Annotated in this window: 14 protein-coding genes and 1 tRNA gene; 10 read left to right on the forward strand and 5 right to left on the reverse strand. The window is 54.8% G+C overall.

Annotated features, from left to right (window positions below; genetic code table 11):
• The first annotated feature begins 124 nt into the window (after positions 1-124).
• The gene (locus tag AC0L6A_RS06385) at positions 125-625 is read left to right on the forward strand and encodes an Lrp/AsnC family transcriptional regulator (RefSeq protein ID WP_473292943.1); all 501 of its coding nucleotides are present in this window, start codon (positions 125-127) and stop codon (positions 623-625) included.
• Between the two features lie 67 nt (positions 626-692).
• Here the strand turns inward: AC0L6A_RS06385 and pgeF are convergent, their stop codons facing one another.
• From pgeF to lgt, 3 genes are read right to left on the reverse strand one after another with little or no spacing between them, the layout of a single operon-like run.
• Positions 693-1,451, reverse strand: coding sequence for a peptidoglycan editing factor PgeF (gene pgeF / locus AC0L6A_RS06390; protein ID WP_473292945.1), 759 nt, complete (start codon positions 1,449-1,451; stop codon positions 693-695).
• Complete coding sequence (locus AC0L6A_RS06395) at positions 1,441-2,535, reverse strand: class I SAM-dependent methyltransferase (protein ID WP_473292946.1); 1,095 nt, start codon at positions 2,533-2,535, stop codon at positions 1,441-1,443. The genes pgeF and AC0L6A_RS06395 overlap by 11 nt, the downstream gene beginning before the upstream one ends.
• Positions 2,522-3,427, reverse strand: coding sequence for a prolipoprotein diacylglyceryl transferase (gene lgt / locus AC0L6A_RS06400; protein ID WP_473292947.1), 906 nt, complete (start codon positions 3,425-3,427; stop codon positions 2,522-2,524). Before lgt ends, AC0L6A_RS06395 begins: the two co-directional genes overlap by 14 nt.
• Positions 3,428-3,521: 94 nt before the next feature.
• Here lgt and AC0L6A_RS06405 point away from each other — a divergent pair, with 94 nt between their 5' ends.
• Positions 3,522-3,764, forward strand: coding sequence for an accessory factor UbiK family protein (locus AC0L6A_RS06405; RefSeq protein ID WP_473292949.1), 243 nt, complete (start codon positions 3,522-3,524; stop codon positions 3,762-3,764).
• 140 nt (positions 3,765-3,904) lie between these two features.
• Positions 3,905-5,467 (forward strand): PhoX family protein, encoded by a 1,563-nt coding sequence (locus tag AC0L6A_RS06410; protein WP_473292950.1) that lies wholly within the window; start codon positions 3,905-3,907, stop codon positions 5,465-5,467.
• Positions 5,468-5,537: 70 nt separating this feature from the next.
• Here the strand turns inward: AC0L6A_RS06410 and AC0L6A_RS06415 are convergent, their stop codons facing one another.
• Together AC0L6A_RS06415 and AC0L6A_RS06420 are read right to left on the reverse strand one after the other, a co-directional pair.
• Entirely contained in the window at positions 5,538-6,326 is a 789-nt protein-coding gene (locus tag AC0L6A_RS06415) for an SseB family protein (RefSeq protein WP_473292951.1), read from the reverse strand.
• A 12-nt stretch (positions 6,327-6,338) separates the two neighbouring features.
• A complete protein-coding gene (locus AC0L6A_RS06420) occupies positions 6,339-6,926 on the reverse strand; it encodes a uracil-DNA glycosylase family protein (RefSeq protein WP_473292952.1) in 588 nt (195 codons plus the stop codon).
• A gap of 96 nt (positions 6,927-7,022) precedes the next feature.
• Here AC0L6A_RS06420 and AC0L6A_RS06425 point away from each other — a divergent pair, with 96 nt between their 5' ends.
• The 7 genes from AC0L6A_RS06425 to AC0L6A_RS06455 all read left to right on the forward strand — a co-directional run bounded on the left by AC0L6A_RS06425 (position 7,023) and on the right by AC0L6A_RS06455 (position 13,676).
• The gene (locus tag AC0L6A_RS06425) at positions 7,023-7,364 is read left to right on the forward strand and encodes an ArsR/SmtB family transcription factor (RefSeq protein ID WP_473292954.1); all 342 of its coding nucleotides are present in this window, start codon (positions 7,023-7,025) and stop codon (positions 7,362-7,364) included.
• On the forward strand, positions 7,357-8,400 hold the full coding sequence (locus AC0L6A_RS06430) for a permease (protein ID WP_473292955.1): 1,044 nt from the start codon (positions 7,357-7,359) through the stop codon (positions 8,398-8,400). The genes AC0L6A_RS06425 and AC0L6A_RS06430 overlap by 8 nt, the downstream gene beginning before the upstream one ends.
• Before the next feature lie 162 nt (positions 8,401-8,562).
• On the forward strand, positions 8,563-9,861 hold the full coding sequence (locus AC0L6A_RS06435) for a Na+/H+ antiporter NhaA (RefSeq protein WP_473292957.1): 1,299 nt from the start codon (positions 8,563-8,565) through the stop codon (positions 9,859-9,861).
• Between the two features lie 209 nt (positions 9,862-10,070).
• Positions 10,071-10,730, forward strand: a complete 660-nt coding sequence (locus AC0L6A_RS06440) for an ABC transporter ATP-binding protein (protein WP_473292958.1) — start codon at positions 10,071-10,073, stop codon at positions 10,728-10,730.
• On the forward strand, positions 10,723-12,435 hold the full coding sequence (locus tag AC0L6A_RS06445; RefSeq protein WP_473292959.1) for a KpsE/RkpR family capsule polysaccharide export protein: 1,713 nt from the start codon (positions 10,723-10,725) through the stop codon (positions 12,433-12,435). Before AC0L6A_RS06440 ends, AC0L6A_RS06445 begins: the two co-directional genes overlap by 8 nt.
• 1 nt (position 12,436) lies before the next feature.
• Positions 12,437-13,279, forward strand: coding sequence for a 3-deoxy-8-phosphooctulonate synthase (gene kdsA / locus AC0L6A_RS06450; protein WP_473293403.1), 843 nt, complete (start codon positions 12,437-12,439; stop codon positions 13,277-13,279).
• A gap of 322 nt (positions 13,280-13,601) precedes the next feature.
• Positions 13,602-13,676: transfer RNA gene (locus AC0L6A_RS06455), tRNA-Gln, on the forward strand.
• Positions 13,677-13,942 lie beyond the last annotated feature (266 nt).

Here is a 13,942-nt window from a genome sequence, read left to right on the forward strand (position 1 = left end):
AAATGATGTTGCGCCAGTGTGAAAGATTGTTGCGCAATCCTTCATGTGGATGTAATCTCTGCGCAATTTCCGATCGGAAGCCGCCACGTGGCGCGCCACCGGATGCTCATCAAAAGGCAGCTCAATGTCCGCAAGTAAACTTGATCCAATCGACCGTATGATTCTGGCCGAACTTCAGGCCGACGGTCGTATGACCAACGTGGAACTCGCAAAGCGCGTCGGTATCTCCGCGCCCCCTTGTTTGCGCCGTGTGCGTACGCTGGAAGAGCACGGTTTGATCCGGGGATATCACGCGGATGTAGATGCGCGCGCGCTGGGTTTTGAGGTGCAGGTTTTCGCGATGGTGGGTCTTGTCAGTCAGGCTGAGATTGACCTGTCCGCCTTTGAAGAACAGTGCCGGAATTGGCCCCTTGTTCGCGAATGTCACATGCTGAACGGCGAGGTGGATTTCGTCCTGAAATGTGTTGCCCCCGATCTGTCGACGTTCCAAAGCTTCCTGACGGAAGAACTGACTGCGGCCGAGAATGTGGCGTCGGTGAAAACGTCGCTTGTCATTCGCGGAGCCAAGGATGAACCGGGAGTGCCGTTTGACGTGCTGGAAGCCCGGATGGAAGATACGCCCTAAGCGTTTCGCATCGCCGAGTTCTGGAATGCCGCCCACCTAGGTGTTGGCGGCATTTTATCTGTCTGGCCTAAAGCCGAATTGCCGAGATTAGCCGCCCGTAATCCGGCTCATTCTGATGGCAGGTCCGACGATAAGAATAAAAGAGCTCAGGATCAGTATAGGTGCAATGGCCGGTCCATTCAGCATGTCCGACGCCTGCCTCTGTTAGGCGATGCAGGCCAAAGCTTGGCAGATCGAACATGGCGCGGTCGCCAGCCCCATTCTGAAAGAAACGATCATACGAGGCATCGTGACCGACGAATTCATCACGAAACTCTGGCCCCACTTCATAGGCGCTGGGGCTAATGGTCGGGCCAATCACAGCCAAGATATTTGAGCGTTTCGCACCAAGCTGTTCCATGGCGTCTATTGTCGCTTCAAGTACGCCACCAATCGCCCCTTTCCAGCCAGCATGGGCCGCGCCGATCACTTTGGCGTCGGGATCGGAAAACAGCACGGGTTGGCAATCGGCCGTCAGGATAGACAAGGCGAGTCCGGGCGTGGCGGTGACAACGGCATCCGCCTTGGGTTTGTCCCCTTCGATGGGACCATCTGCTTTGACAACGTCGGGCGAGTGGACTTGATACACCCCGCACAGATGGCTGGGGGCGACATCCAGCGCTTTGGCCACGCGGTCTTTGTTGATTTGGACAAGCTCTGCCTGATCTTTGCTGCCACTGCCGCAGTTCAGCCCAGCATAAACGCCTGAGGACGCGCCACCCTTACGGGTGAAAAACCCATGCCGGGTCGCACCGAGTGCGTCAGAAGTCAGAATCTCAAGTGTCATCGGAGCGCGCCTGTGACCTGTTGCGTTGAAGGCCGGGCAGATCGGGCGCATCGGCGCGAGTCAGTCCCAGTACCTTAAAGAGCGTCCCCATTTCATCAGGATGCGTCAAGCGTCGGTGTGCAGCAATGTGGACGTTCAGCGCCTCGCCGCTGAGCTTTCCGGCAAGGGTGTGCGCCCGTGCCGTAATGCCAAGCCGTTCCAAAAACACCCCCTGCGGGGTCAGAAGATGCGGGTCGAGCTGATCGGCGGCGCGCGCCAGTGCTTCGAAATCCACATGAGCTGTCAGGTCGGCGCTTCCCGGCGTCGCTAGTGGGGAAACAGCTGCATGATCCTTGACCGCCTGCAACGTATCCCCGACTGAAACCCAATCCCCGTAGTCGATGATCAATGCGGCCCCGCCATGTGTCGCAATGCGCTGGGCAATCGTTTCTGTAACGCCAAGTGCAGCCGGGCAATGTTCAACCAGATTCCCATCTTTGGTGTCAGTTAGCCGATGCGCTAAGTCTTTGACGGGCATGGGGGCGGTCAGCCCCATCGCCAGTTTGCCGTCTTCAAGCCCGATTTGGCGTTCCCGCCAGCCGTCACCATCCCTTTGGAATTGCCGGATCGGCAGCGCGTCAAAGAACTCGTTTGCGACAAGGAAAAGGGGGGCGTCAGGTAGGCTTCCAACACTGTCATGATGCGCCACGGCAAACGTTTCAAGGTTTCTGGTCTGACGTTCGCGTAAAACAGGCGAGGCTTCGATAAGATGCACCCGTGCCGCGTCATGAAACCCCTGTACGCCCGTGGTGGCCCGCAATATGTCTGCCATCAGCGTGCCGCGGCCCGGCCCAAGCTCTGCCAGTGTAAACGGGGATGGAGAACCTTGATCCAACCAGGCCTGAGCCAAAGCCAACCCCATCATTTCACCAAACATCTGGCTGATTTCCGGCGCGGTGGTGAAATCGCCCTCTGCGCCCAAAGGGTCTTTTGTGGTGTAATATCCGTGTTCCGGATGCAAAAGGCATTCCGTCATGTACTCAGCAACTGAGATCGGACCGGTCTTTGCGATCCGGCCCGTCAGGATGTCTTCAAGCGCCGTCATGTGCTGCACGTCGGTTGGCCCAGATCAGAATGGCAATGCCGATGGCGATCATGGGCAAGGTCAACGTTTGGCCCATCGTTATGCCAAGGTCGCCGACCCGGATCACATGTCCCCAAGGATTGTCTGGCGTGATGAACTGGGCGTCCGCTTGACGGAAGAATTCCACAGTAAATCGGGCCAAACCGTATCCCAAGAAGAACAAGCCGGTCAGTTTGCCGGGGCGTTTCAGCCAGCCGCGTTTGAACGCCAACGTGATCATGATGATCGCCAAAATGAAGCCCTCAAGTACGGCTTCATACAGTTGGCTGGGGTGCCGCGCACATGCGCCAAGGGCCGCGTCCCAACCGGGACAGTCCTGCGCCGCAGCACCGGGGAAAATCACGCCCCACGGGACCGTTGTTGGTCTACCCCAAAGCTCGGCATTGATGAAATTGGCGACGCGAACAAGGCCGATGCCAATCGGGGCCGCGATGGCGACGAGATCGGCAAATTTGGCAAGTTCGATCTTGTGGCGGAGAGCATAAAGCCACGTCACCAGAACGACGCCGGCGAAACCACCGTGAAAGGACATACCACCGGTCCAGATCTTTAGAATGTCACCGGGATTGGCCATGAAATAGGCACGCTCATAGAACATGACATAGCCAAGCCGGCCCCCAAGGATGATGCCGACAATGGCCCATGTGGCATAGTCTTCAAGCTGCGCGCGCGTGATGGGCGGATTGCCGATCCAAAGGGAGGCCCTTCCAATTGCACGTGCCATGACCCACCAGCCTATTGCGACGCCGACAAGATAGCCCAGAGCATACCAGCGCAGGGCGAAAGTGAAGCTGCCGAGCTCGATCGAAAAGATCTCGGGCGCGATGGCGGGGAAGGGGATGGCCATAAACATACTGCTGTGTTGAACCTCTTCTTTGGGGCAAGTCAACCTTGTCTCTGCGTGTTCAAACCCCCATATAGGGCTCAGCTCATGCGAGGAGAAGAAGATGCAGACGCGCAACAAGGTTTTTGACGACATTTCCCAAATGATGACCAACGCTATGGGCGTGGCGCAGGGCGCGAAGGATGAAGCCGAGACAGCGATGAAAAGCTGGATGGATCGCTGGCTGGCCGATCGTGACTTTGTGACCCGCGAAGAGTTCGACGCCGTGCGCGCGATGGCTCAGAAGGCCCGCGAAGAAAACGAAGCCCTGAAGATGCGCATCGACGCATTGGAAGCCAAAAAGTAATCGATCTTCAAATACCCTTGGGATTTTAGGGGTGTCTTGGAACTGTTACACGAGTGTATTCAGTGTGTTACACTCCCAACCTAGGAGAGCCGCAAGCGTGCAATATCGCGCGTGCTGCTATGACCTAGGAGACAGATCCAATGAAAAAGACGCTCGCCTGCCTGTTGGCTGCCACGTCGATGACCCCAGTTATCGCATATGCTGACGGCCACACTCTGAAACGCGTTGCCACTGTTCAGCTTGGTGCCGAAATCACCGGTATCTATGAAGAGGGCAACGACCTGTTCTTCAATACGCAGCACCCGGAAACAGAGCTGGGCAATGAATTTGCCAAGGCCAGTGTCGGTGTGATCTCCAACGTGAATTGGGACGCGGGTGAGCTGGCTGTGCCAACTGCAGATGCTGACAAGACCCGCGTTATGTCTACGCTGGGCGATTATCAGATCCTGATGCAGGAAGGTGATAACGGCGTGATGGGCGTGATCAAGACCATCGGTGGTGAGGCGCTGCTGACGTCGAACGACCCGGATTTCAACGGATATGTCAAAACTGGCGACAACACCGGCTTTCTGTTCACCAACTGGGAAAACCGTCCCGGCGGGATGAGCCGCGCCGCTTTGACCCGTGCCGAAGATGGCACTTGGTCTGTGGGTGACACCATGATGCTGGACTTCTCGTCCGTGCGTGGCACATGGGTGAATTGCTTTGGCACCATGACCCCTTGGGCGACCCCGCTGTCGTCGGAAGAGCTTTACTTTGACAACTCGGCCGACTGGAACAACCCGGGTTATAAGTATCACGAAGACCAGCTGAATCTGGCCAAATATCTGGGCGGCGAATTCCCGAACCCGTATGATTATGGCTATATCGTCGAGGTCTCTGACCCGGCTGCAACTGCTGCTCCGGTTAAGCATTTTGCGATGGGCCGTTTCAGCCACGAAAACGCGGTTGTTATGCCAGATCACAAGACGGTCTACTTGTCGGATGACGGCACAGATGTTGTGTTCTTCAAATTCGTTTCTGACAAAGAAAATGATCTGTCGGCGGGTACTTTGTACGCCGCAAAGATGGTTCAGCAGGACGACAGCAACGCTGCTGATGCCGCCACAACAGGTTTTGATGTTAGCTGGATCGAGCTGGCACATGGCACAAGCGCCGAGGTTGCAGCTTGGGTACGCGAATACGACGGCATCACTCCTGATAACTTTGTGGAAGGTCAAAACAGCTATCTGACCGAAGCGGACATCGCCTCTTGGGCAGACGGCAAAGCCGCGGACAACCGCGTGGCCTTCCTTGAAAGCCGTAAAGCCGCAGCTGCGAAAGGTGCCACCGCCGAGTTCCGCAAAATGGAAGGCGTGAACATCAACTACGAAGGCGCCAAGGATGGGTCGGTTCCATATATGTACATGGCAATGTCGTCGATCGGCAAAGGCATGGCAGACGGAGAAGGTGATGTGCGTCTGGAAGCCAACAAGTGCGGCGTTGTTTACGAAATGAAGCTGGAAGCAGATTTCGACGTGAAGACCATGGTGCCGGTTGTGGCTGGCCATGGGTACAACAAAGACAATGCGCCTAACGCTTGCCCGGTCGATTCAATCTCGAACCCAGACAACCTTGTGATCCGTCGCGATGGTTCGGTTTTGATTGGTGAAGACACCGGTAAGCACGAAAACAACGCATTGTGGGTTTGGAAGCGCAGCTAATCCGACCACATAGCTAAATAGGGAAGGGGGCGTAGGTGACTGCGCCCCATTTTCATGCGGCCTTTGGGTGCTATTTCAGGATCGGTGGTCTGTTCGGATCTGAGCCGGGGATAGTCGGCGACGGCTGAGCTGGAACCTCTGGCGCAGGCAAATCAAAGCGCAGTCCGATCGACATCATCTTTTGCGAAATTTCTTCTGTTTCGGCAAAAAAGCCGACATCCAGCTCTCCTGCATCCAGCCCTGAAAAGGTCAGCGCTTCGTTAGCAGCACCCGCCAGCGCGCGTTCAGCTCCGTCAGCCGGATTGATGAACGCCAAAAGATGCCCGCGTTTGCCATCGGTATGTCGCACGCCCGCCAAACACGCACATTCGGCCAACCCCAGCGCTGAACCCAGCTTTTCCGAAAGTGCGGTTAACAGGACGTCTGGGGCTGAGGGGGGCAGGATCTCGGCGATCTGTGCTTCGACTTCATCTGGTGCGCTGCTCAGGGTTTGTGCAAGCCAGTCCATCGCCTCGGCCGGGATCAGGATCGACGATGGGGCCACGCTCAGATTGACGCCAAGCCCAATCCCGTGACCAGACAACATGCCTGCAATCACCCGACCCGGCAGGGCTGCATAGGGGGCAGGGTTGCCGACAAATTCGGACAACCGATCTTCGCGATCAAACACCAAAACGTACTTCTCGGTCTCAAGCTCGAACAACTCGGGGTCGATATCGTCGCCTTGAGGCTCTTTTGCCAAAAGAAGGAACAGTTCGCGATCTGCCAGACGTTCGTAAAACCTTAGCCGCGCGGCATCGTCGTTCAGGTCAGCCTGCATGGCGGCGTGGGCTTTGTCCAAAGGCGTCTGTTCGCTCATGACATTCTCCGGCTAGTGTTCCAGCGCGTGGGAAACACGCAATTGCAATTCAGGCAGAAGCTCGGCCTCGAACCACGGGTTTTTCTTCAGCCATCCCGTATTGCGCCAAGACGGATGTGGCAAGGGGAAGACCCGCGGCGCATGATCGCGCCAGGATTTCACGGTGTCGGTGACAGACTTTCCTCGGCCAAGGTGTCGGGATTGGGCATACCCGCCGACAATCAATGTCAGCGGAACATCTTCAAAGTGCTGATCAACCTTGTCAGCCCATGTCTCGGAACAAATTTTTGGTGGCGGCAAGTCTGATCCCTTTGCGTCATAACCGGGAAAGCAAAAGGCCATCGGGGTTATGGCGATGCGTGTCTGGTCGTAGAAGGTGTCGCGATCGACTCCCATCCATTGCCGCAATCTGTCGCCAGATGGATCGTCGAATGGTTTGCCAGATTTGTAAACGCGCATTCCCGGCGCTTGTCCGACGATGCGCAACCGCGCTTCGGATTGAAACCACACCACGGGGCGTGGCGCATGCGAGGTTTTGGTTTGGGCAAACCGGGATTTGCATAGGGAGCAGGTGCTGATGGCGTTATGAAGCGTGGTCATTTATGAAGGGTAGGGCTCCCCTTCGCTGATTTCAATATTTCTAGCTTTGTCGAAATAAAGCTTGCGCGAGTTAATTATTTCGATATTTCTAGAAATATGAAACACGAATCTCTCGAACCCTTAAATCTAGATATTGCAGCGTCACAGTTCGCAGCACTTGGATCAGAGCATCGTCTGGGCGTACTGCGTACCTTGGTGCGCGCGGGGCCTAACGGGCTTTCAATTGGAGCCCTTGGCGATCGATGTGGAGTCACTGGATCGACCCTGACACATCACATGAAAATTCTGTCAGCTGCCGGGTTGGTGACGCAGAAGAAGCAAGGGCGCTCGATTATATGTGCCGCCGCTGAGTATGACGTGATGCGCGCGTTGTCGGACTATTTACTGTCCGAATGCTGCGCCGATTGTGCAGATGGAAAGGGCCACGATCATGGCTGATACAACGCAACCACAGCCACAGCGGCGGTTCAAACCCGATTGGGCATGGGTGTTCGTCTTGCTGTTGCCTGCCATTCTGGCGGTGCTCGACCCGGCAGAGCTGATGCCGATGATCCGGTTTGCGCTGACCGCGCTGGGCCATACAGCACCGTTCATCTTGTTTGCGATTTTGGCTGTGGCGTTTCTGAAATCCACAGGGGCCGAAAACCTTTTGGCCCGAGCCTTTGAGGGGCGCGAGACCCGCATGATTATCGTCGCCGCACTGGCAGGGGGCCTGTCGCCGTTTTGTTCGTGCGAAGTTATTCCGTTCATCGCGGCACTTCTGGCGGTCGGGGCGCCTTTGTCTGCGGTTATGGCATTTTGGCTGTCGTCGCCCTTGATGGACCCCGCCATGTTCGCAATCACTGCAGGAACTCTCGGCACTGGTTTTGCGACTGCTAAACTGGTGGCTGCAATCGGCGTTGGGCTGATGGGCGGCTTTGTTGTCAAAGTTTTTGCCACTTCGGCCGTCTTTGCCGATCCGTTAAAAAATGCGCCTGTTAAGTCCTGTTGCAGCTCGTCGTGTGGGTCTGAATCCGGAGCTGATGTGTATTCGGGTGATGTAAACTGGAAATTCTGGACCGAGTCCCATCGACGCGAAACTTTCAAATCGTCGGCGCTGGAAAACGCACTGTTCTTGGGTAAATGGTTGCTTCTGGCTTACATGATCGAAGCGTTAATGCTGCGCTACATCCCTGCCGAACTTGTGGCTCAGGTTCTGGGCGGCACAGGGATTGGTCCGATCATATTGGGCGCACTCGTAGGTGCACCGGCATACCTGAACGGCTATGCCGCCGTTCCCATGGTCGCCGCTTTGCTTGAGCAAGGTATGTCAAACGGCGCGGCCATGTCCTTCGTCATCGCCGGTGGGGTCAGTTGTATCCCGGCTGCTGTCGCGGTCTGGGCTTTGGTGAAGCCCCGTGTCTTTGCCGCTTATCTAGGGATCGCGGTTGTTGGTGCGGTTCTGGCGGGGCTCGGTTGGAGCGCAATCGCGTAAGATCAAAAAACAATGAGAGATTAAGGCGGCAGAGTTTTGCCGCCTTACCATTGTTGTTTGACGCCAATTAGATTATTTCCAATTGTAACAACATACGGTCGCGTTCCAGTCTGAAAGCCGGAGTGCGACCGGTTTGCAAGAACAGTAAAGACGGGGATTGTCATGTATCGTGTGTGGAACTTCATCACCACCTATTCGGTTCTTCTTATCAGTGGCGCTGTAATCGCCCTAGTCTGGGCAAACATTGAACCTCACTCCTATCACCATTTCGTGGAATACCCGATCTGGTTTAATGGCTGGATCGGCATCGATATCGGATATTGGGAAAAAGCCTATGGTGATGGGGCACATCACTTTGAGTATGGTGATGTCGAAAAGGTTCTGACTTTTCATTATCTTGTCAACGATGTTTTGATGGCTTTGTTCTTTGCCATTGCAGGTAAAGAAGTCTGGGAAGCTGTCATTTTGAAAAATGGCAGCTTGCGCGGAAAGAAAGCGGCAACGCCCCTTGTGGCGACGGCTGGAGGCATGCTGGGTCCGATCGCAATTTATCTGGGCATCGCTTATTTCCTTGGTTCCAGCACGTTTGATGCTGTTGCACGTGGTTGGGCGATCCCGACGGCGACCGATATCGCATTCAGCTATCTGGTTGGCCGTTTGGTCTTTGGCGCGGGACACCCTGCGGTGCGTTTCCTGTTGTTGCTTGCCATTGCGGATGACGCAGCGGGCTTGATCATTCTTGCGATCTTCTACCCGTCAGGAGAGCTGGCACCAGAATGGTTGCTTCTATCCGTCGCAGCGTCTGTCAGCGTATTTGTACTGTTCAATTGGCTGCCGCGTCGCAAAGACCGTGGGGACCAGCTGCGGCGCTATTCGACCTTTGTGCGCAAAAAGCTGGGTTGGATTCCCTACGCAATTGCGGGCTGCCTTAGCTGGTATGGTTTCGCGCAGGCGGGCATTCACCCGGCGTTGGGTCTTCTTCCGGTTATTCCGGCAATCCCGCACGCAGACCGCGCGTTTGGCATCTTCGCTGAGGCTGAGAAATACCTGACTGACACGTTGAACCAAATGGAGCACTCGCTGGCCATTCCAGTAGACATCGTACTGTTCTTCTTTGGGCTTCTAAATGCCGGGGTTGAGTTCGGTGCTATTGGCGAAGCGACCTGGCTGGTGCTTGCCGGTCTGATCATCGGGAAACCCCTAGGTGTCTTCATCATGGGGTGGATTGCGGTTGGCCCGATGCGTTTGGGACTTCCAGCTGGTATGCGATTGGTCGATCTGATTGTGATCGGATTCGTGGCTGCTATCGGGTTTACTGTTTCGCTGTTCGTAGCGGCAGTAGCCTTTGAACCGGGCCCGGTTCAGGACGCGGCAAAGATGGGTGCGTTGTTCAGCTTCGGCGCGGTGTTCTTGTCCTTCATTGCGGGCAAGATTTTCAAGGTCGAAAAGCAACACGGCTGATCAAGATCCGGTCCTCACTGAGGATCTCCTAAAGCCTGTAATTCAAGGGAAGCGTCAGTCATTCTGGCGCTTTCCCCTTTTTTTCACAAAGATCCACGCTAAGTCTTACGGTGAAACAGACATAATTTCGCCGAAATGGCGGCCTATAGCTCTTAGTTAAGATAATTCGTCTAAGAGGGATTGAGGCAACTTCAGGTATCGGGGCGCACATGCTCGAATTCAGGAATGTCAGCAAGTCCTTTTGGACCGGCAAACAGCGCAAGGTCATACTTGACCAGGCCTCCTTTCGGGTTGAGCTGGGCAAATCCCTTGGCATTCTGGCGCCTAACGGAACCGGCAAAACGACGCTGATCAACATGATGGCTGGACTGGAAAAACCGGATGAGGGCGAGATCGAGCGCGGTTGCCGAATTTCCTTTCCATTGGGTTTCATGGGGGGGGTGATAGGAAAGCTTTCAGCGCGCGATAACGCCCGCCATATTGCACGACTATATGGTCTAGATCCGGATTACCTTGAGGCCTTCACCAGGTGGCTGTGCAATCTGGAAGAATACTATGATTTCCCATTGGCAACCTACAGTGGTGGTATGCGCGCAAGGTTTACGTTCTCGCTTCTTTTGGCGATGGATTTTGACATCTATCTGATTGATGAAGGTATGCCGCAAACAACTGATGCAGAGTTTAACCGTCGGGCAGGAACCGTGTTACAAGACCGCTTGAAAGACGCTACGGTTATTGTGGTATCACACCAGGCGCAAACGCTAGAAAAGCTGTGCACATCAGCGGCGGTCCTGACCAACGGCCAGTTTTACCAGTTCGATACTTTAGAAGAAGCGAAACAGCTCTATGACTATCAGACCCATGGCTAACCGTTATCGCATACGGCGTGGAACGACCGCAGCTTCAGGGGCTGAGGATGAGGACACGCGCGAAGATTCTAACGCGAACGAGAGTGCGGATTCTGTAGGTGAAAGTCAGGATCAGACCGAAGAAGCCGTGGCGCGCGTTGTTAAGAGCGAGCCTGACCAACCTGAATCCGGCTCTAACCCTGAGCCAAATCCGTTGGAGCAGATGGCACAACAATCGCAAGAAGACGGCTTGCCGCCCTTAGGCGGAGCAAAGTCGGCACAGAAAGCCGCGAATACTTCTAACACGTCAGGAGATGCAGCAGAGATTGACAAGGTCCACAAAGAAGGGCTGACGGGTCGACAACTGCGCATGGCACGCCGCGTGGCACAGAAACACGGAATTCAGGCTGAAACCGATCAGGAAGCTGTCTATCGACTTAGATTGGCGGGAATTGACCCCTTCAAACGCGCCAACATGCTTGAACTGGTTGAAGGCGAAGGTATGGGGGCGTCTGCGAACCTGCCCCAGCCGGTAATACAGCCAGGTATGCCGGGGCCAGGGGTTATTGATGCGGCAGAGCGCGCCCGCTCGGTCATGGATATTCAACGCGATATTGCACGTCGCCGCCGCCGCAACATGCGTATGCTGCTGTTGCGGCTGTTGTTCTTTGTCGTTCTGCCGTCGATCGTGGCGGGATACTATTATCTCAGCATCGCGACCCCAATGTATGCCACGAAGTCCGAGTTTGTTATTCAACAAGCCGATGGAAGTGGAGGCAGTGGGGCAGCAGGGCTGTTTGCTGGCACCGGGCTCGCGTCAAGCCAAGACAGTATCGGGGTGCAGGGTTATTTGACTTCACGCGAAGCTATGCTGAGGCTAGATCGCGACGTTGGTTTCAAATCTCATTTCAGCGATGAAAACATTGATCTTGTGCAACGGCTCGATCCCGAAGCCAGCAATGAGGCGGCATATAAGACCTACAAGAAGCGGGTGAAAATCGGCTTTGATCCAACCGAAGGCATCATCAAGATGGAAGTTATCGCGGCCACACCAGAGGTCAGCGAGCAATATTCGAAATCATTGATCGCCTATGCGGAAGAGCGTGTCGACAACCTGACACAGCGCAAACGCAAAGATCAGATGGAGGGCGCGCAAGAAAGCTATGAAGATGCTGAGCGCGAAATGTTGGCCGCGCAGGACCAGGTGTTGGTGCTGCAAGAAACGATGGGTGTTTTTGATGCAACTTCGGACGCGTCGTCACTCATGTCTCAGATCACCACATATGAGCTGCAATTGCAGGACAAGCGCCTGCGGCTCGAGCAGCTGTTGGACAATGCCAGTCCAAATAAGGCTCGCGTCGATGGGGTCACAGGGGACATCACTCGACTGGAAACGCTGATTGCCGAGTTGCGTGGCAAGTTAACGAATACGGGCGGCGAGAATGGCTCGTTGGCGTCTATCAGTGGGCAGTTGCGGATTGCGCAAACCAATTTGGAAACCCGGACTTTGCTTATGCAGCAGGCATTGCAACAGCTTGAAATGGCCCGGATCGAAGCCAACAAGCAGACCCGATATCTGTCTACCAATGTCAGCCCTGTGGCCCCCGACCAGCCTACCTATCCACGGGCATTTGAAAACACACTTCTGGCCTTCCTGATTTTTTCGGGGATCTATCTGATGCTCTCTCTGACAGCGTCGATCCTACGTGAACAAATCTCGTCCTGATATGAAAGAGGTTACGATAGGTCAGGTTCGGTTTGGCAACCATTTGCCTTTGGCCGTGATTTCTGGCCCGTGTCAATTGGAGACCCGCGATCATGCGCTGTTCCTAGTCGAAAAGTTGAAAGCTGCTTGTGATGCGGCCGGGTTGGGTTTGGTATTTAAGGCATCATTTGACAAAGCCAATCGCACTTCGCATCGCGGAGAACGCGGGCCGGGTCTGGATGCTGGGTTGGACATACTTGCTGCTGTTAAAGCCGAGGTCGGGGTGCCCATTCTGACCGATGTTCACTTGCCCGAGCAATGCCACGCAGTGGCTGAGGTTGCTGATGTGCTTCAAATCCCAGCATTCCTCTGCAGGCAAACCGATCTTCTGAGGGCAGCCGCAAGAACCGGAAGGCCGGTGAATGTCAAAAAGGGACAGTTCATGGCGCCGTGGGACATGGCGCATGTCACCGAGAAGATGATCGATGCCGGGAACTCTCAAATAATGCTGACCGAGCGTGGGACAAGCTTTGGCTACAACACTTTGGTGACGGACATGCGTGCTTTGCCACAAATGGCGGAAATGGATTTTCCGGTAATTATGGATGCAACGCATGCCGTTCAAATGCCGGGCGGACAGGGTAAATCCTCTGGCGGTCAGCGAGCCTTTGCACCTGTTTTGGCGAGGGCGGCGGTTTCCATTGGTGTGGCAGGCGTGTTCATCGAAACGCATCAAGATCCCGATAATGCCCCTTCAGACGGACCCAACATGATCCCAGTTGATCAGATGCCATCCCTTCTGAACGACCTGGCGGCGTTTGACAGTCTGGCCAAATCGCGCCCAATTGCCGATCGAATGTCGTGACCTTGCGCTATTGCTTATCTGGCTTTCGCGAGTCAGACGTACTCATGGTTATGACCCTGAACAACTAAACTGCGCTGACAACCTAGTGAGATCTCTTTGGATCCCGAAAGGGACCATGGCCGAAATCTCAAATGTCTTCTTATGATCAATGTTGTAGCAAATATTGAAGCTTCATGGTGTTAAGTTAATACCGTTTGGTTCCAACGAAGATCAGATTGCTAGTGCATTTTGCTAACTACAACATGCCGTGGGAAATTCCGCCAAAATCCGCTATTTTAGGGTTGCGTCCTGTTCGGCCTTTAGCTAGTTAATCGCCCACAGTTGGGGTGTAGCCAAGTGGTAAGGCAACGCTTTTTGGTAGCGTGTACCGTAGGTTCGAATCCTACCACCCCAGCCAATACTCATAACAGTTTCATAGCAGTACGAGTTTTCGGATTCTTGCCCGTTTATACCGGGGCCTTTCAGGGTGTCCGGCAACTTCAGACCCTGATCCTGCCCCGCTGAAGTGTTCCGACCCTTTAGTTAGTAAACGGAGGATCAGATATGGGAACAAGCGACACATACCGGAAGAGATTGTCTTGAAGTTACGGCAGGTTGAGGTGAGGTGAAGGGGTTGTGGGGCGAACTCACGCTGAATGGAGACTGGCAAGCGAAAAAATGCAC

Source organism: Aliiroseovarius sp. D2-2 (assembly GCF_055809455.1).